Annotated in this window: 20 protein-coding genes; 10 read left to right on the top strand and 10 right to left on the bottom strand. The window is 64.7% G+C overall.

The features are described from left to right. The first annotated feature begins 122 nt into the window (after positions 1-122). The 4 genes from QMX85_RS16180 to QMX85_RS16165 all read left to right on the top strand — a co-directional run bounded on the left by QMX85_RS16180 (position 123) and on the right by QMX85_RS16165 (position 3,962). On the top strand, positions 123-1,133 hold the full coding sequence (locus QMX85_RS16180) for an acyltransferase (RefSeq protein WP_282342526.1): 1,011 nt from the start codon (positions 123-125) through the stop codon (positions 1,131-1,133). Between the two features lie 83 nt (positions 1,134-1,216). Further along, the gene (nfuA, locus tag QMX85_RS16175) at positions 1,217-1,801 is read left to right on the top strand and encodes a Fe-S biogenesis protein NfuA (RefSeq protein WP_090230489.1); all 585 of its coding nucleotides are present in this window, start codon (positions 1,217-1,219) and stop codon (positions 1,799-1,801) included. A 209-nt stretch (positions 1,802-2,010) separates the two neighbouring features. Further along, positions 2,011-3,009, top strand: coding sequence for a response regulator (locus QMX85_RS16170; protein WP_282342523.1), 999 nt, complete (start codon positions 2,011-2,013; stop codon positions 3,007-3,009). A gap of 2 nt (positions 3,010-3,011) precedes the next feature. Further along, positions 3,012-3,962, top strand: coding sequence for a diguanylate cyclase (locus QMX85_RS16165; RefSeq protein ID WP_282342522.1), 951 nt, complete (start codon positions 3,012-3,014; stop codon positions 3,960-3,962). A gap of 6 nt (positions 3,963-3,968) precedes the next feature. Here QMX85_RS16165 and QMX85_RS16160 read toward each other — a convergent pair whose 3' ends face one another. From QMX85_RS16160 to QMX85_RS16135, 6 genes are all read right to left on the bottom strand, one after another. Next, the gene (locus tag QMX85_RS16160; RefSeq protein ID WP_282342521.1) at positions 3,969-5,093 is read right to left on the bottom strand and encodes a DNA topoisomerase IB; all 1,125 of its coding nucleotides are present in this window, start codon (positions 5,091-5,093) and stop codon (positions 3,969-3,971) included. Between the two features lie 60 nt (positions 5,094-5,153). Continuing rightward, on the bottom strand, positions 5,154-5,342 hold the full coding sequence (locus QMX85_RS16155) for a hypothetical protein (protein ID WP_282342519.1): 189 nt from the start codon (positions 5,340-5,342) through the stop codon (positions 5,154-5,156). 78 nt (positions 5,343-5,420) lie between these two features. Continuing rightward, a complete protein-coding gene (locus QMX85_RS16150) occupies positions 5,421-6,113 on the bottom strand; it encodes a DUF421 domain-containing protein (RefSeq protein ID WP_282342517.1) in 693 nt (230 codons plus the stop codon). Positions 6,114-6,128: 15 nt separating this feature from the next. Further along, positions 6,129-6,419: a DUF1652 domain-containing protein gene (locus QMX85_RS16145; RefSeq protein WP_282342515.1), complete on the bottom strand. Its 291-nt coding sequence runs from the start codon at positions 6,417-6,419 to the stop codon at positions 6,129-6,131. Between the two features lie 125 nt (positions 6,420-6,544). Then, a complete protein-coding gene (locus QMX85_RS16140) occupies positions 6,545-6,814 on the bottom strand; it encodes a hypothetical protein (RefSeq protein ID WP_090230506.1) in 270 nt (89 codons plus the stop codon). A gap of 155 nt (positions 6,815-6,969) precedes the next feature. Next, positions 6,970-7,233, bottom strand: a complete 264-nt coding sequence (locus QMX85_RS16135; protein ID WP_282342514.1) for a DUF1652 domain-containing protein — start codon at positions 7,231-7,233, stop codon at positions 6,970-6,972. A 185-nt stretch (positions 7,234-7,418) separates the two neighbouring features. Here QMX85_RS16135 and QMX85_RS16130 point away from each other — a divergent pair, with 185 nt between their 5' ends. Continuing rightward, positions 7,419-8,042, top strand: coding sequence for a hypothetical protein (locus tag QMX85_RS16130; protein WP_282342513.1), 624 nt, complete (start codon positions 7,419-7,421; stop codon positions 8,040-8,042). Positions 8,043-8,047: 5 nt separating this feature from the next. Here the strand turns inward: QMX85_RS16130 and QMX85_RS16125 are convergent, their stop codons facing one another. Then, on the bottom strand, positions 8,048-9,145 hold the full coding sequence (locus tag QMX85_RS16125; RefSeq protein ID WP_282342512.1) for a GNAT family N-acetyltransferase/peptidase C39 family protein: 1,098 nt from the start codon (positions 9,143-9,145) through the stop codon (positions 8,048-8,050). A gap of 104 nt (positions 9,146-9,249) precedes the next feature. On the opposite strand from QMX85_RS16125, the gene QMX85_RS16120 reads away from it, so the two are divergent. Then, on the top strand, positions 9,250-10,764 hold the full coding sequence (locus tag QMX85_RS16120) for a RimK family protein (RefSeq protein ID WP_282342511.1): 1,515 nt from the start codon (positions 9,250-9,252) through the stop codon (positions 10,762-10,764). A 56-nt stretch (positions 10,765-10,820) separates the two neighbouring features. On the opposite strand, the gene QMX85_RS16115 is transcribed toward QMX85_RS16120, so the two are convergent. After that, the gene (locus QMX85_RS16115) at positions 10,821-12,455 is read right to left on the bottom strand and encodes a methyl-accepting chemotaxis protein (protein WP_282342510.1); all 1,635 of its coding nucleotides are present in this window, start codon (positions 12,453-12,455) and stop codon (positions 10,821-10,823) included. A gap of 203 nt (positions 12,456-12,658) precedes the next feature. Between QMX85_RS16115 and QMX85_RS16110 the strand changes: the two genes are divergently transcribed. Further along, positions 12,659-13,489, top strand: a complete 831-nt coding sequence (locus QMX85_RS16110; RefSeq protein WP_282342568.1) for an undecaprenyl-diphosphate phosphatase — start codon at positions 12,659-12,661, stop codon at positions 13,487-13,489. Positions 13,490-13,512: 23 nt separating this feature from the next. Continuing rightward, on the top strand, positions 13,513-14,184 hold the full coding sequence (locus tag QMX85_RS16105) for a DUF1294 domain-containing protein (RefSeq protein WP_282342507.1): 672 nt from the start codon (positions 13,513-13,515) through the stop codon (positions 14,182-14,184). Here QMX85_RS16105 and QMX85_RS16100 read toward each other — a convergent pair. Beyond that, positions 14,181-15,362, bottom strand: a complete 1,182-nt coding sequence (locus QMX85_RS16100; protein ID WP_282342505.1) for an MFS transporter — start codon at positions 15,360-15,362, stop codon at positions 14,181-14,183. The two genes, QMX85_RS16105 and QMX85_RS16100, sit on opposite strands and share 4 nt — an antisense overlap. A 76-nt stretch (positions 15,363-15,438) precedes the next feature. Continuing rightward, positions 15,439-15,792 (bottom strand): MmcQ/YjbR family DNA-binding protein, encoded by a 354-nt coding sequence (locus tag QMX85_RS16095; RefSeq protein WP_282342503.1) that lies wholly within the window; start codon positions 15,790-15,792, stop codon positions 15,439-15,441. A gap of 99 nt (positions 15,793-15,891) precedes the next feature. Between QMX85_RS16095 and QMX85_RS16090 the strand changes: the two genes are divergently transcribed. Beyond that, a complete protein-coding gene (locus tag QMX85_RS16090; RefSeq protein ID WP_090230528.1) occupies positions 15,892-16,398 on the top strand; it encodes a DUF1993 family protein in 507 nt (168 codons plus the stop codon). Between the two features lie 88 nt (positions 16,399-16,486). After that, a complete protein-coding gene (locus QMX85_RS16085; RefSeq protein ID WP_282342497.1) occupies positions 16,487-17,506 on the top strand; it encodes a hypothetical protein in 1,020 nt (339 codons plus the stop codon). The last annotated feature ends 180 nt before the right edge of the window (positions 17,507-17,686 follow it).

Here is a 17,686-nt window from a genome sequence, read left to right as displayed (position 1 = left end):
TCGACATCTTGAGAAAAGATGCAGGGCCGCGCCGGGCAGTGGCGGACTTTCCAGACTGCGGCGGGCGAAACAGGCGGTGTATGGCCGGACGCCGGGAAGGCGTCTCGCACGAGTGACGCAGTATGTTGATTTCGCTTCAGGCGCTCAGAGCGGTCGCGGCCTGGATGGTGGTTTGCCACCACGTGATGCAGGTGTTCTTCGACTTCAAGGCAGACAGCCCGATCGGGCAATTCTTCGTGCAGAAGGGCGCCATCGGCGTCGATATCTTCTTCGTCATCAGCGGCTTCGTGATCTACCTGTCAACGGCGGGCAAGGACATCCAGGCCGGGCGTTTCCTGCTCAATCGGATCATGCGCATCGTGCCGGCGTACTGGCTGTACAGCCTGCTGATGGCGGCGATCATTCTCTATGCCCAGCAAATGACCCCAGGGCAGACCTTCGAACTGCGTCACCTGATCCTTTCGCTGCTGTTCATTCCGGCGGAAAACCCCGGCGGCTACGGGCTGTACCCGACGCTGAACGTCGGCTGGACGCTGAACTACGAGATGTTCTTTTACCTGGTGTTCGCCCTGTCGCTGGTGGCGCCGCAACGCCTGCGCCCGCTGTTGATCGCGGTCACGCTGGCGCTGGTGAGCACCTTGCTGGCGCATCAGGACTGGCTGAGCAATTTCTACCGCAACAGCATCGTGTACGAGTTCCTCTTTGGCGTGGCCATCGGCATCGCCTATCGGCGTGGCTGGATCGGCCAGGGCAACAGGCTGCCGTTGCTCATCCTGGCGGTATCGATGGCACTGGTGCTGCACCTCGATGCCTCGTCGCGGCTGCTCAACTGGGGCGTTCCCAGCGCGTTCATCGTCGTCGCCTGCGTCGCGTTGGAACCTTGGTTCGCGCGGGTGAGGCCGCTGAAGATGCTCGGCGACTGTTCCTATTCGGTGTACTTGGTGCACGTCATCGTGCTGTCCACCGGCTGGTACCTGTACGAACGCTTCGGCTTCGACGAGTACTGGGTGATCGCCGCGTGCATGCCGGCGATCCTGCTGATTTCCTGGGCGAGTTACCAACTGATCGAGCGCCGGCTGTTTTTCCACACCCGGCGCTGGCTCGAACCGCAGGCGTCGCGGGCGGATGCCTGAATGCTTTCCCGACTAAAAAGCTAGGACTTTATCCGGGTGGCCGCTTTGGCGTAGACTGCGTGCATGTATCGCGAGGAACTGACATGAGCGCTATCACCATTACCGACGCCGCCCACGACTATCTGGCCGACCTGCTGGCCAAACAGAACACCACGGGTATCGGCATTCGCGTTTTCATCACCCAGCCGGGCACGCAATACGCGGAAACTTGCATCGCCTATTGCAAGCCGGGCGAAGAAAAACCCGAAGACACCGCGCTGGCGTTGAAGAGCTTCACCGCCTGGATCGACTCGGTGAGCGAAGCCTTCCTCGAAGACGCCGTGGTGGATTACGCCACCGACCGCATGGGCGGCCAGCTGACCATCAAGGCGCCGAACGCGAAAGTTCCGATGGTCAACGAGGACAGCCCGCTCAACGAGCGCATCAACTACTACCTGCAGACCGAGATCAACCCCGGCCTGGCGAGCCACGGCGGCCAGGTCACCCTGGTGGATATCGTTGACGAAGGCGTTGCCGTGCTGCAGTTCGGTGGCGGTTGCCAGGGCTGCGGGCAGGCCGACGTGACCCTCAAGGAGGGCATCGAGAAGACCCTGCTCGAACGCATCCCGCAGCTCAAGGGCGTGCGTGACGTTACCGATCATAGCGTTCGGGAAAACGCGTACTACTGATCGATCAACAGTGAAGAAAGCGGCCCTGGTGCCGCTTTTTTTATGTCTTCCCGCCGGGCGCCGCCGCACGAGGTGCCGGGCGTTTACGGCTTTTTTTTGGTGCATGGCTCGACTTCCGTCCGCGCTCGGGCGATAAACGTGTGGCGAAGAGCCGCGACGTTTCATCCCATTGTCGTGATTGAATTTTTTGAGCTGCGAGACGGCTGCCTATGTCCCTGATTCCCCTGCTCGTCTGCGACGACTCCAACATGGCGCGCAAGCAGTTGCTGCGCGCCCTGCCAGTGGACTGGGCGGTGTCCGTCACGCAGGCGACCAATGGCCGCGAAGGGCTGGAGGCGATTCGCCGCGGCGAGGGCGAGATCGTCCTGCTCGACCTGACCATGCCGGAAATGGATGGCTACGAAGTGCTCGCCGCGATGCGGGCCGAGGGCCTGTCCAGCCGCGTGATCGTGGTGTCCGGCGACGTTCAGGAGGAGGCGGTACGCCGCGTGATGGCGCTCGGTGCGCTGGCCTTCCTGCGCAAGCCGGCCGATCCGCAGGAGCTGGCCGATACGCTGAAACGCCTCGGCCTGCTGGGCGCGCCGGGGGTGCCTCCAGTCCCGGTGGCGAGCCTTGCCGAAACCACGGTCGGCTTTCGCGATGCCTTCCGCGAGACCGTCAACGTCGCCATGGGCCGTGCGGCGGCGTTGCTGGCGCGGGTGCTCAAGGTGTTCGTGCAGTTGCCGGTGCCCAACGTGAACATCCTCGAAGTCGGCGAACTGCACATGGCGCTGGCCGATGCGCAGCGTGGCGAGCGCCTGACCGCGGTCTGCCAGGGCTACATCGGCGAAGGCATCGCCGGCGAGGCGCTGCTGATCTTCCATGACTCCGAAGTGGCCGACATGGCGCGGCTGATGCGCTGGTCGTCGAGCGAGTACTCGGAGATGGAAATGCTGCTGGACCTCTCCAGCGTGCTGATTGGCGCCTGCCTCAGCGGCATCGCCGAACAGATCGACGTGGTGTTTTCCCAGAGTCATCCGCAGGTTCTCGGTGCCCATGCCGGCCTCGACGACCTCATCCAGGTCAACCAGCGTCGCTGGAAGAAGACCCTGGCGGTGGAGATCAGCTACAGCCTGGAAGGGCACGACATTCACTTCGACCTGCTGCTGCTGTTCACCGAGGATTCGGTGGAGCTGCTGTCGCGCAAACTCGCTCACGTGATGAACTGACCATGGCAGAGATCGATCTGGAAGAATTCCATTGGCTGGCGGCCATCGTGCAGGGTATCGATGTAGGCGTGGTGGTGCTGGACCGAGCCTACCGCGTGGAGGTGTGGAACACCTTCATGGAGAACCGTTCCGGGCTGCAGCCCAGCCAGGCCTATCACCGCTCCTTCTTCGAGCTGTTCCCGGAGGTCAACGAGGAGTGGTTCCGCATGAAGGCGGAGAGCGTGGCCACGCTGGGCACGCCGGGTTTCACGGTGTGGGAGCAGCGGCCGTACCTGGTGCGCTTCAAGAACTACCAGCCGATCACCGGTCGTGAAGACTTCATGTACCAGAACACCACGCTGTTGCCGTTGCGCTCGGTGAACAGCGAGATCGGCCACATCTGCCTGGTGATCTACGACGTCACCGACGTAGCGATCAACCGACGCCAGTTGCAGGCGGTCAACGCCAAGCTGGAAGGGCTGTCGCGCATCGACCGGCTCACCGGGCTGTTCAACCGCGACCACTGGGACGAGTGCCTGCGGCACGAGTTCGCCCGTACCCAGCGCTACGACACCCCGCTGTCACTGGTGATGATGGACATCGATCACTTCAAGGCGATCAACGACAGCTTCGGATACCTGGCGGGCGACCAGGTCATCCAGCGCCTGTCGGAGCTGCTTCGCGAGCACATTCGCGATGTCGACATCGCCGGGCGCTACAGCGGCGAGGAGTTCGTCGTGCTGCTGCCGGATACCGGCAAGGACGGCGGCCTGGTGTTCGCGGAACGCCTGCGTACCGCGGTGGAGAGGTTGCGGGTCGAGCATGACGGCCACGTCATTCCGTTCACCATCAGCCTGGGCGTGGCCCAGCCCACCGCGCTCTGCGTCGATCACCACATGCTCATCGAGTGGGCCGACCAGGCGCTGTACAGCGCGAAGAAGGGCGGGCGCAACCAGGTCTCGGTATACCTGTAGCGCCGCTCAGGCACAGTCGGCCTTGGATTCGGCGGCGCTCTGCAGATTTTCGAGAAACTTCATCAGCGCGACTTCCTCCACGCGCAGCCCTTTGCGCGGCCTCGGCTTCTTCAACTCGGCCAGCGTGCCGTCGCCGAAGGCATCGATCACTGCCGGATGGATGTAGCACTTGCGGCAGATGGCCGGGGTGTTGCCGAGCTGGCTTGCGACCGCCTTGACGATTTCCACCACCTGCTTTCGGGTGTCGACCTCGCCAACGAGCCGGGCGCTTTCGCAGAGGCGCTCCAGGGCGAGCGCGCTGCCGGCCCAGGTGCGGTAGTCCTTGGCGGTGAAATCTTCGCCGGCATGGGTCTGCAGGTAGGCGTTGATGTCGGAGGAGGTCACCACGTGGCGTTCGCCATCCTCGTCCAGGTACTGGAAGAGGTGCTGGCCGGGCAGCTCCAGGCAGCGTTTGACGATCCTCGCCAGGCGCGGGTGGCTGAGCTTGACGTTGTGCTCAATGCCGCTCTTGCCGCGGAAATGGAAACGAATGGCAGTGCCTTTGACGTCGACGTGGCGGTTGCGCAGCGTGGTCAGGCCGAACGACTTGTTCTCCTTGGCGTAACGGCTGTTGCCGACGCGGATCAGCGTCGAGTCCAGCAGCGAAACGACCGTGGCCATCACCTTGTCGCGGCCCATGCCCGGTTGCGCCAGGTGCTTTTCCAGGGTCGCGCGCAGCTTTGGCAGGGCGCGCCCGAATGCGAGCATGCGCTCGTACTTGTCTGCATCGCGAACCTCGCGCCAGCGCGGATGGTAGCGGTACTGCTTGCGTCCGCGCGCGTCGCGGCCGGTCGCCTGCAGGTGCCCGCTGGGGTTGGGACAGATCCAGACATCGGTATAGGCCGGTGGAATCGCCAGCTTGTTGATCCGGCTGATCTCGCTCTCGTCACGAATACGCTCACCGTCGACATCGATGTAGACGAACTTGCCGCGCAGCTTGCGCCGGCTGATGCCGGGCTGCGTATCGTCGACATAGCTGAGGTCGGGCGGCAGCGTCGAGCAGAGCGGGGTGCCGGTGTCCCCGGACTCGTCCGGCGGCACCGGCAGTCGTCCTTCGGCCAGCGGCGGGATTGCCCCGGATTCCAGTCGCATACGTACTCCTTGAAGCGAACGCGCTGCGAGGCAGCGAAGTGTCTGGCTGGCGCTGGCGACTCAGGCGCCGTGGCCGCGGTACAGCTCGCCTTCCTTCTCGGCGCTGTTGCGCAGCAGCAGTTCGATGGCCATGGCCATCTCGTCGATGGCTTCGCGGTAGAGCGCGGGATTGTCCTGGGTTTCCGCCTGGTCGGCGTGTTTGCGGGCGGTGTTGAGGTGCTGAATGATTTCGGAATGGTCGCCGAGCATCGTCTGGTTCCTCCGGTGAGTATCTGCGTTGCCTAGAAACAGTGACCCGGTCGGAAAGGCGGCGGTTCAGCCCACCGGTCAGCGCGCCCGCGGGCGGTCGCTTGCCATGGACCAGCGTGTGCGTTCGCAGCGCGGGCAGGGACCGCCCTGTCCGTAGTCCAGAGACTGGACGAAGCCGCAGCGGCAGCAGGCATGGAGGCCGTTCTGATGGGCGGTCTCGACGACCACCCGCTCGCTGGGCGGAAGCACGGATAGCCCGTGGCGCGTTTCATCGCTGTCGAAGAAGTACAGACTCACGTCGCCGTTCACCTCGAGGATGCCCAGGCGCACCTGGCCCAGGTGCTCGACGCCTTGCTGGCGCAGCTCCATTAAGAATTCGTCGTCGGAGATGTTGGTGGCCTCCAGCGTCGGCAGGTCGTACTGGCCATCGCGGATGATCACCATCGGCTTGCCCTCCATCCAGGCGCCGAAGCGCGGGCTGCGCTCCATCGCGTAGGTGGTGGCCCGATATAGCACCAGCAAGGTGATGAAGACCATCACGATCGGCAGCAGGGGAACATCGTCGTAGAAGGACACATCGCCCGCCGCCGAGCCCAGGGTGAGGATCACCACCACCTCGAACAGCGACAGCTGGCGCACGCCGCGGCGCCCCGAGATCTTCAGGAAGGCGAACACCGCGAGGTAGGCGAAGCTGGCGCGCAGCGCGACCTCGCCGAGGAACAGCACAGGGAATTCGTCCAGCAGCATGCGTTTGAGGTCGAACGCTTCCATTGCTTCTACCTGGCTTCAGCAGTGTTTGAGGTCCACTTGGAAGGGCATCGACCAGGGATACAGCGCATGCCCGTCCTTGCTCAGCTCCAGCCGCGCCTGTTCGATCAGCCCTGCGAAACGGATCGGCTCGCTGTACTGCGAGCGCGCCAGGTGGGCGATGGAGTAGAGGGCTAGGCCGGACTCGTCGCTCACCTTCAGGGAGAAGCTGGCGTCCTCGCGGTCGGCGACGGTCGTGCAGTGGAGCGGGAGGAAGGCCTGATCGATGATGCGTCGGGCTTCGTCGAGGGTGAGGTGCGTGGTACTCATGGTGATCCTCCCGCCGGTGGCTGAGGGATAGACCGGAGCAGCGCTCCCGGAGTTCGTCGTGGGGCCCGCGGCACGCTTTCGGTGCGCAGATACAAAAAGGCCCGGCGATTGCCGGGCCTTTCGGTTTACTCGGGCATGCTCCACGGGGAAAGCCTGAAGCCTTCCTGGCTCAGCTCCTGCCGCGCCTGCTGGAGAATTTCCGCCAGCTGCTGCGGATCGCAGTAGGTGGTGCGGGAAATCTTCGAGCGACCGAGGACCCGGGTGCAGGTCCTGTCGACGACGCTCAGGCTCAATTCACCACTGCCTTCTAGCGGAGCCCAGGCTACGCATTCGAACGGTTGGAAAGCGCGGCCGGCGATCAAAAGTGCTTCGTTGACACGGAGCGGGGCGTTCATGGGGGCGGTCTCTTAAAAGTGCCTAAATGGAGGGGCCTGGTACGGTCACTTGCAGCAGGCTCGGTCATGTCATTGATGTCGGTGTTAAGCCGGAAGTCACGGGATGTCGACAATCGAAAAATAAATGTCGCGTGTAGGGATTTCTTGCGGGGTTCCTATTCGGTTCGGCGGGTGAATGGGTTGTTTGGATGAATCACTTCAAGGTCGGTTTCCAGCGCCTGGATCAGTCGGTCGATCTCCTCGTGGGTGAGCTTGGTGTTGCAGCGGATTCCAGTGACGGTCAGCAAGGGGGCAGCGGTCAGTGGGTCCAGCACCCGGACCAGAAGGCTGTCCGGCGTCTCGAAGGAAACCTCCAGACCCAGCGGTCTGAAGTGGCGCCGCATCAGTTCCAGCGCCTGGGTCAGGGTGAGCCTGTTCAACCATGGGGTCCTACTTGCAACGCAGAGATGCGAACCCGGCATGGGTTCGAATGGACAAGGCGAAACTAGCACCACGCCAGCGACGGCTCCTTGACCCGCGGCAGCTGAATTCCGCCGTGGCGTGAATCCGATGAACGTACGAAGAGCCGCACGACCCTGCGCTGTCCACCGTGGGTACCCACGTGATGGAGAAGAAGATGCACACGATCAGATTCCCGCTACTCGTCCTGGCCACCATCATTCCCCTCGTCAGTCACGCGGGCGCCGGTTTGAGCCTGGAAGACCAGCGTCGCCAGAGCGGCGAGCAGATGGAAAACAACCGCCAGCAGGTAGGCGACAACATCAACCAGATCCGAACCCGGGCCGATCAGGCGGCGCCGGGCGGGGCCAACTCCGCCAGCGGCATGTCGACTAACGGCAATTCGGTGAACAGCGGCAACGGCACCCCCGCGACCACCGGCCAGCAGCGCTCCACCACCGAGCCCGGCACGCCCACCACCGGCCAGCAGCGTTCGACCTTTGCGCCTGGTACGCCCACCACGGGCCAGGAGCGTTCCACGGTCGCGCCGGGTACGCCAACCACTACGAGCCCGGGCAACACCGACGGCACGCTCAACCAGAATGGCGCGAACCCGAGCAATTCCAGCGGCGCGGGCACCAGCGGTACCGGCAGCAATAACGGTGGAGCACCCATCGGCGGAAGCGGCGGTAACTCCGGCTCCGGCTCAGGCTTCGGTTCGGGTTCAGGCGCCGGCGGTTCCGGGGGCTCGGGTGGAGCCGGAGCAGGCGGCGCTGGCGGCGGTAGCTGAAACGCTCACTGGCGTGGATAGACGATCACGGCCGCGCGCAGCTTGCGCCGGCCGAACCGACTCATCTTGTCGAACTCGGCGTGGCTGACCGGCACGTGCTGGCAGTCCATCTGCCGGCGATGGATGCTGTGGTCCACATCCGGGTCGTGCAGGTACACGAAGTCCTCGTCGCTGTCGGTGACGATCACCCAGTGCGGCGCCTTGGAGCGCGTCAGCCGATAGCTGCTGATCAGCACCAGCGGTTGCCCGCCAGCGGCGAGTGCGGCCGGAATGTCCAGCGGCCCACGTTTTAGCGACTGCACGTCGCTTTTCTCCAGCTCGGCACAGAAGTCTTCATGCACCACGCGCATCACCGCGCGTTTCTCCTCGCTGCGCACGCCGTCGAGGAACAGCGGCCCGCTGACGCTCACCATCAGGCTGACGTGAAACCCGCGGCGCCAGGCGGCCAGCGCGAGGCCATGGGGGCCACAGCCGCCATGCCCCGCGGTCATGTAGATGGTGGTCGCCTCGCGCCACAGGCGCAGTTCCTCGCGACGGGTCATGCGGAAGTCGCGATCCAGAGCTGCCATGGCCATCAGTAGAGATGCCGGGCCACAGGTGAAGTCGGTGGTCTGCCGATAGTAGGGCGAGCGCTTGTGCCGACCCTGGCTGAGTTGGCGAATGCGTTTCTCATAACGCAGCGCTTCGGTATGGTCCTCGTAGTAGTCGCTGAGGCGGGCGAAGGGCAGGTAGCCGTTGCGTTCGTAGAGGGCGATGGCGGCGCCGTTGTCCGGGCGGACCTCCAGGCGCAGGAAGGCGCAGTCGTTTTCCAGCGCGGCCTGTTCCGCGGCCTCCAGAAGCCGCTGGCCGAGGCCGCGGCCGCGCGCCTGCGGATCGCTGGCGATGGAGTACAGGCGCGCCAGCGAGGTGCCCTGGTGGAACAGCACCAGCGCGTAGCCGAGGAGGCGCCCGTCTTCCTCGGCGAGCGTCAGACGGGCGTTGGCGCGCGTGATCATCCAGTGGAAATTCCGCCGCGAGAGGCGGTCGTGGTCGAAGCAGCGGTTTTCCAGTGCCACCAGGGCGGCGATGTCTTCGGCCGTGGCGAGGCGTAGGGCGGCTTTCATCGATAAGGAGTTTCCAGAACGGGCGAACGCGATGTTTGTCTCGCATGTCCTAGCACAGACAGGCGGGGGCGCCTTTTGCTCCCGGCATATGAGCGGGAGCGATCGTGAGCAGACTCGTCATTGTGGTCGAGCGCAAGGAGGACTGGACCTCCTACTATCCAAGCGAAGATGTCATCAGTGTCCAGGAGTACCTGGAACAACCCAACGACGATGCCAGCGGCAAACGGGTTCAGGTGATCAACCTGTGCCGCAACTACAAGTACCTCGGCCACGGCTACTACTGCTCGCTGCTGGCCGAGGCGCGCGGGCACCGGGTGATCCCCAGCGTGCGCACCATCAGCGAGCTGGCGCGCAAGGCGCTTTACAGCCTGGCGCTGGAATACCTCGACAAGTCCCTCGACAGGGCGCTGGCTGACCACCCGTTCGGCAGCACCGACGGCTTCACCCTCACGCTGTATTTCGGCCGTACCGAGATCGAACCGCTGCAGGACCTGGCGCGCCAGCTGTTCGAGGCGTTTCCCTGTCCGCTGTTGCTGGTGGAATTCCGCCGCAACGACAGTTGGCACATCACCGGGATCAAGCCCGGTAGCCTGCACAAACTGCGCGACGACCAGGAGGACCACTTCGCCAACGTCCTCGACGCCTTCAACCGCAAGATCTGGCGACGCCCACGTTCACGCCGGCTGGTGCGCTTCGACCTGGCCATCCTGCAGGACCCGGACGAAGCCTTCCCGCCGTCCAATCGCAAGGCGCTGAAGAACTTCATCCGCGTCGGCAAGCGCCTCGGCATCGAGGTGGACCTGATCGAGAAGAAGGACTTCTCCCGCCTGGCCGAGTACGACGCGCTGTTCATCCGCGAAACCACCAACGTCAGCGACCACACCTACCGCTTCGCCAAACGCGCCGAAAGCGAGGGGCTGGTGGTGCTCGACGATCCCGCGTCCATCCTGCGCTGCACCAACAAGGTGTACCTCACGGACCTGCTGCGCGCCCACAAGCTGGGCATGCCGGCCACGGAAATACTCTACAAGGACCGCCCGCACGAACTGGACAACCTGGGCGAGCGGCTGGGATTCCCGCTGGTGCTGAAGATCCCCGACGGCAGTTTTTCCCGTGGGGTGATCAAGGTCGAGGATCAGCAGGCGTTGCTCAAGGTGACGGCTGAGCTGTTCGAGCGCTCGGTGCTGCTGCTGGCACAGGAGTTCTTCTACACCGAGTACGACTGGCGCATCGGCATGCTCAATCACAAGCCGATCTTCGCCTGCAAATACTTCATGTCCAAGGGCCACTGGCAGATCTACGACCACCGCCCGGACGCCCAGGAGGTCAGTGGCGACTTCCAGACGCTGCCGGTGGAAGAGGTGCCGCGCGAGGTGCTGGAGCTGGCCACCACCACCGCCAACCTGATCGGCGACGGGCTCTACGGGGTGGACCTGAAGCAGGCGGGCGACAAGGTGGTGGTTATCGAGGTCAACGACAACCCGAACATCGACGCCGGCATCGAGGACGTGCACCTGCAGGACGAGCTCTATGCCGCGGTGTTGCTGGAATTCGTGCGCCGTCTGGAGCTCAAGCGCAAGGGCCAACCCTGGTCGGAAAACCAGGAGGGTGTGATCTAGCGCGTCGCCGTGAACGCGATGGCGCGCTCACGGCAGCGGACCGGCGTCGGCGCCGGTCAGACGCGGAACTGGCCGAGCAGCCGTCCCAGTTGGTCGGCGAGCTGACCGAGGTTCTTGCTCGCGCTGCTGGTCTCTTCGGCGGACAGTGCGCTGGTGTGCGCCAGGCTCGCGGCTTCGGTGACGTTGCGGTTGATGTCCTCCACCACATGCGATTGCTGCAGCGTGGCACTGGCGATGGAGGCGTTGGCGCCGGCGAGGTTGCGCATCGACTGGGCGATCAGTTGCAGGCTCTCGCTGGCCTGGCTGGCCTGGTCGACGGTCAGTTGCGAGGCCTCGCTGCTTTCGTGGATGACCTTCACCGCGGCGCCGGAGTTGGTTTGCAGGCGCTCGATCATGCCCTGAATTTCCGCCGTCGATTGCTGCGTGCGCTGGGCCAGCAGGCGCACCTCGTCGGCCACCACGGCGAAACCGCGGCCCTGCTCGCCGGCACGGGCCGCCTCGATGGCGGCGTTAAGCGCGAGGAGGTTGGTCTGCTCGGCGATGGCCCGGATCACCTCCAGCACCTTGCCGATCTGCGAGCTTTCCTGCGCCAGCGCCTGGATCACTTGCACGGCCTGGCCGATGGTGCCGGACAGCTGGTCGATCTGGCGCAGGCTGTTGTCGATGTTCTGCTGGCCCTGGTTGGCCTGGTCCTCGGCGTTGCGCACTTCGTTGGCCGCTTCCTCGGCGCTTTTCGCCACGTCCTGCACGCCATAGGTGACTTCGTTGATCGCGGTGGCGACCAGTTCCATCTGCTGCGACTGCTGCTGGCTGGTCTGGTAGCCCTGGTTGGCGACGCCGTCCAGCGAGCGCGCGGCTTCGTCCAGCGAGCGCGAGGCGGCGAGCGATTCGCCGATGACCTGGCGCAGCTTGAGGGTAAAGGCGTTGAAGTGCCTGGACATCTGCGCCAGCTCGTCGTTGCCCTGGGTGTCGAGGCTGCGCGTGAGGTCCGCCTCGCCGCTGGCGATGTTGGCCATGGCGCCGACCGCGGCGTTCAGCGGCACGACGATGCTGCGTGCGATCAGCATCACCAGCAGGGTCATCACCACGGCGATGCCCAGGCCGATCAGCGATGCGTGCAGCGCCTGGCCGTAGAACTGCGCCTGCATGTCGTCGATGTAGATGCCGGTGCCGAGCACCCAGCCCCAGGGCTCGAACAGCTGGATATAGGACACCTTGGGTAGCGGGTCGGCGCTACCGGCCTTCGGCCAGCGGTAGTCCACCATGCCGCCGCCCTGTTTGCGCGCGAGGGCGACCATTTCGTTGAACAGCTCCTTGCCGTCCGGGTCCTTGATCGTCGAGAGGTCCTGGCCTTCGAGCTTCTGGTTGACCGGATGCATGATCATCTTCGGCCCGAGGTCGTTGATCCAGAAGTACTCGGTCTTGTCGTAGCGCAGGCTGCGGATCATTGCGGCGGCCTGCGTCTGGGCTTGCTCGCGGGTCAGGGTGCCTGCAACCTCCTGGTCATGGAAGTTCTGCAGGATGGCGCTGGCGCTCTGCACCAGATGACGGGTCTTCTCGACCTTCCCCTCGTAAAGGTCGTTGTGTATCTGTTGCAGCATGAACACGCCGAGCGCCACCAGCATGGCGACAGCAACCGCGAGAATCAGCATCAGCCGGCGGCTGATGGGCAAACTTCGGAGACTGCGCATGGTGAAGCCCTCGATATTGTTGTTATTGCTCTAGCGTGGGAACTGTAGCGGTTCCACGACTGTCCGAAACCCGGTTTGCCAGCCTTTAGCCAGCTTCTGATAGCATTTCGGCAAAACGCGGGCAAACCTGAGCGTGGGGCGTTTATGTCGCACCCCTGCGCACCGAGCCGTATGCGTTTTTAAACCTGGGAACTGGGGGAATGATGGATCTTTGGAGCGCCTTTCAGGCACTGGTTCTGGGTATTGTCGAAGGGCTGACCGAATTCCTGCCGATCTCCAGCACGGGCCACCTGATCGTGGTCGGTGACCTGCTGGAGTTCAACGGCGACCGATCCACCGCGTTCAAGATCATCATCCAGCTGGGCGCGATCCTGGCGGTGATGTGGGAGTTCCGCAGCCGCATCATCGACGTGGTGGTCGGTCTGCCGACGCAACGTCGCGCGCAACGTTTCACGTTGAACCTGCTGATCGCCTTCATTCCGGCGGTGATCCTCGGCCTGCTGTTCGCCGACCTCATCGAACACTGGCTGTTCAACCCGATTACCGTCGCTACCGCGCTGATCATGGGGGGGGTGGTGATGATCTGGGCCGAGCGGCGCGTGCATACGATTCGCGCCGAAACGGTCGACGACATGGACTGGAAGCTGGCCCTGAAGGTCGGTTTTGCCCAGTGCCTGGCGCTCATTCCGGGCACCTCGCGCTCCGGCTCGACGATCATCGGCGGGCTGCTGTTCGGCCTCTCGCGCAAGGCGGCTGCGGAATTCTCGTTCTTCCTGGCGATGCCGACGATGGTCGCGGCGACAGTCTATTCGCTCTTCAAGTACCGCGAGATCCTCCACCTCAGCGATCTTCCGGTGTTCGCCATCGGCTTCATTTCCACCTTCGTCGTGGCGATGATCACCGTGCGCGCGCTGCTCAAGTTCATCGCCAACCACAGCTACGCGGTGTTCGGCTGGTACCGGATCGCCTTCGGCTTGGTGATTCTGGCGACCTGGCAGTTCGGCTGGATCGACTGGAGCACGGCCCAGGGCTGAGGCGATTCGCAGGGACGCGAGCGATGGAACTGCGCGGCACCTTGAAAAGCTGGAACGACGAGAAGGGCTTCGGCTTCATCGTTCCGCAGGCGGGCGGGTCCCAGGTCTTCGTGCATGTCTCGGCGATGCGCGGCGAGCGTCGCCCACGGCCCGGCGACACCGTGCTTTATACGATGTCCAGCGAGCCCGGCGAACGTCCGCGCGCCGGCCATGCACGGTTGCCGGGGCTGTCGCTGGACGATCCGGCGATCCGCCAGAAACCACGCGACACCGCCAGGCCCGCCACCCGCCACAGCGCCTCCCCGGCACGCACGACGGGCAGGCCACTCCATCTGCCGCTGAAACTGATGCTCTTCGCGCTGCTGTGCCTTTTGCCGGCAGGCGGCGTCGCCCTGTTGGCCTGGCGCGGGAGCTTCTGGCCGGCGACCGCCTATCTGCTGCTCAGTGTGCTCGCCTTTCTGCTCTACGGGATCGACAAGCGCCGCGCGCTGTCCGGCGGCCGGCGCACGCCGGAAAACACCCTTCACCTGATCGAGCTGCTGGGCGGCTGGCCGGGCGCGTTGATCGCCCAGCAGGTGTTTCGCCACAAGACGCGAAAGCTTTCCTACCAGCTGCTTTTCTGGCTGATCGTGCTGTTGCACCAGGCGTTCTGGATCGATTGGCTGTTGCTTGGCCGGCGTTTCATTACGTTCTAGCGACGCTCGGCCTGGCGGTACATCCACAGGCTCAGCAGCAGGCCGGCGAGCGCCATCAGCGCGGCACTGAAGAAGATGCTGGCGAAGCCCAGGCCATTGGCGATGGCACCCATCAGCGGGCCGGCGATGCCCAGCGCGATGTCGAAGAACACCGCGTAGGCGCCCAGCGCCGAGCTGCGGCTGGAGGCGGGTATCCGCGAGATCGCCTCGACTCCAAGGGCCGGATACACCAGCGACAGGCCGAAGCCGGTCAGCGCCGCGCCGCATAGCGCCAGCCAGGGCTGATGGGCGAAACCGAGCAGCAGCAAACCCAGGCATTCCACACCGAGACAGGCGATCGCCACGCGATAGCCGCCCAGTCGTTTGATCGCGCCACCGAACAGCAGTCGCGCGCCAATGAACGAGGCGCCGAACGCCGTGAGGCAGTAGGCGGCGCCGGTCCAGCCCAGGCTGGCGTAGTACAGGGTGATGAAGGTGCCGATGGTGCCGAAGCCGATCGAGCCCAGCGCGAGCCCCAGCCCGTTGGGAGCGATCTGCCAGAGCACCCGGCGAAACGGCAGCCGCTCGCCGGGAACGATGGGTGCCGGCGGCCGGTTCCAGGCCAGGCCCAGGGCGACGACGCCCAGCAGGGTGATCGAGGCACCCATGCTCCACAGGCCCAGCTCAGCGACCATCAACACCCCGAGCGGTGCGCCGATCGCCACTGCTCCATAGGCGGCGATGCCGTTCCAGGAAATCACCCGCGCGGTGTTTTCCGCTCCGACACGGCCGATGCCCCAGCTGATCGCGCCGGTGCCCACCAGGCCCTGCGAAATGCCCAGCACCACGCGGCCGGCGAGCAGCAGGCCCAGGCTGGCGGACGGCCAGGCCTGGATCGAGGTGGATATCAGCGTAAGGATGCCGCTCAGGGTGCAGCCGACGAGGCCGAACGTCACCGCCTTCTTCGCGCCCAGGCGGTCGGCCGTGGCGCCGGCCAGCGGTCGGGAGAGCAGGGTGGCGAGGTACTGGCTGCTGATCACCACGCCCGCCAGCACCGAGCCATATGCCAGGTCGTCGTGTACGTAGCCAGGCAGAACGGCCAGTGGAATGCCGATGCTGAGGAAGGCGATGAAGGTGAAGAAGACGATGCTGATGATTTGCAGCGTGATCGGTGGAGAAGGCTGCGCAGGCGGGCTCATGGACACTCGAAGCGGTGGCAGAACAGGTTCGCCATGATCGCCTGTCCCCGGTAATTAAGAAAGCTAGCTAAGCAATTCACTCGTCGTCCAGCAGCAGCCCGATCCGCTTGCGCTTTGGCAGGCGCCCCACCACAAGTTGGTGGGAACGGCGCAGCAGGAGGGATAGTTCGGCATCGCCCAGCGGGAAGGGCGGCGCCATGGCGATCCAGTGGGCCCGGGCCAGATAGGGCGCCGGATGAATGCCGGGACGGTCGCAGAAGCCGAGGAACAGGTCGGCGTCGACCTTGAAGGCGAGGCGTTCGCCGAGGAAATCGACGATGGCGAACATCTTGTTGCCGGCGACCGAGAAGACCCGGTTATGGCCCCACTTGAGGTCCTCCCAGGCGCCCGGCAACTGCAGGCAGAAGGCGGCGACGGCATCCGGTGACATGTTCCGTTCTCCTCTCTTTGGTGCGATTGGGTCGGCTCGACAGCACGCATCTCACGACGGATCATGGCTGACCTTCAACCCCGTGCAGCAGGAAATTCCATGTCCCTCTCCATGTATCAGGCCTCCGTCCCGGTGTTCGTGCGCATGTTCGGCAACCTGTCGGCGATCCTCGACAAGGCTGCGGCCTTTGCCGAAGCCAAGAAGATCGACCCCTCCGTGCTGGTCAATGCGCGTCTGGCGGTCGACATGCTGCCGCTGTCGAAACAGGTCCAGATCGCCAGCGATGCGGCCAAGGGCGCCGGCGCCCGCCTGACCGGCAGCGATGTTCCGAGCTTCGCCGACACCGAAACCACCTTTCCCGAATTGCAGGCGCGCATCGCCAAGACCGTGGACTTTCTCAAGGGCCTGGATGCCGCGCAGTTCGACGGCAGCGAGTCGAAGGAGATCGTGCTCACGCTGGCGAAGGGTGAGGTGACGTTCAAGGGTGATGCCTACCTGCTGAACTTCGTGCTGCCTAACTTCTATTTCCACATGACCACCGCCTACGCGATCCTCCGCCACAACGGCCTCGACCTGGGCAAGATGGACTACCTGGGCGCTCTCTGATCCGTCCTCTGGTCCGATCCGTGCATCGTTTCCCGCGACCCGGCGCCCCTGTGCGTCCGGGGCTCGCGGAAATGCACGGGAGGGGAGCATGTCAGGGCGTTTTCTCACAGTGTTCTTGGCGACCATGCTCACCGCACTGCCGATCGCAGGGCATGCCGCCCCCAGTTGGGGCGTCGGTCTGCACCGGCTGACGCTGGAGGACCCGGTCGACCACCAGCCGATGAGCGCCGTCGCGTTCTATCCGTCCTGGGTCAAGCGCGGCGACACGCATATCGACCTGTTCCGCATCGCTGGCCGCGAAGACACGCCACCGGCGCAGGGCCGCTTCCCGCTGATCGTTCTGTCCCATGGCAATGGCGGCTCGCCCCTGGCGCATCACGACCTGGCGACCGCGCTGGCGCATCGCGGCTTCATCGTACTGGCGGTGCAGCATCCCGGTGACAACGTCGACGACCAGAGCCGCATCGGCCGCTTCAGCAACCTCTATGGCCGCCCGATGCAGCTCTCCGCGGCGATCGACGCGGTCGGCCAGGACAAACTGCTCGGAGAGGAGGTCGACAGCCGCCAGGTCGGGGTGATCGGCTACTCGGCGGGCGGGGAGTCGGCGTTGATCCTGGCCGGCGGCCATCCCGAACTCCAGCACCTTCGCCAGTACTGTGAAAAACAGCCGGACGACGCCGAAGCCTGCGAGCGCGCGGCGAGCCTGGCGATCGACGATGACGTGGTGGAAGCCGCGCCAGATTCGCGGGTGCGTTCGCTCCTGCTGCTGGCGCCGCTCGGCCTGATGTTTGGGCGCCAGGACCTGGCCGACGTCCAGGTGCCCGTGCTGCTCTACGCCGGCGCCGAGGACCACCTGCTGCTGCCGGCGGAAAACGCCGCGGCGCTGGCGCGGCGTCTGCCGGGACCTGCCGATTACCGTGTGGTGCCGGGTGCCGGGCATTTCGTCTTCATGGCGCCCTGTTCGGCGGAGATGCGCGAGGCCGCGCCACAGCTCTGCGACGACGGCGAAGGGGTCGATCGCATGGCCGTCCACGACAGCCTCAACAGTGAGGCCGTGCGCTTCTTCAGCCAAACGCTGACGGCCCCCCAGACCGCCGCGCAGTTGTAGCGCTGCTAGCGTGGGACCGCGGCGATCCGCCCGGCCCGCCACCGGCCGCGCTAACCGCCCATAGAGGCCGTGCTGCGAGGAGCGTGCGGCGGCGCTTGAGCCGCCGCGCTTCCAAGCCTTCATGCAACTGCCCCGGGACCTATGCGACAATATGCACAAATCTGGGATGACCCCCCGCAT

It is taken from the genome of Pseudomonas sp. PS02288 (assembly GCF_029959715.1).
In the GTDB taxonomy this organism is placed as follows: Bacteria; Pseudomonadota; Gammaproteobacteria; order Pseudomonadales; family Pseudomonadaceae; genus Pseudomonas_O; species Pseudomonas_O kuykendallii.
This window is presented reverse-complemented; position numbering and strand designations above follow the sequence as displayed.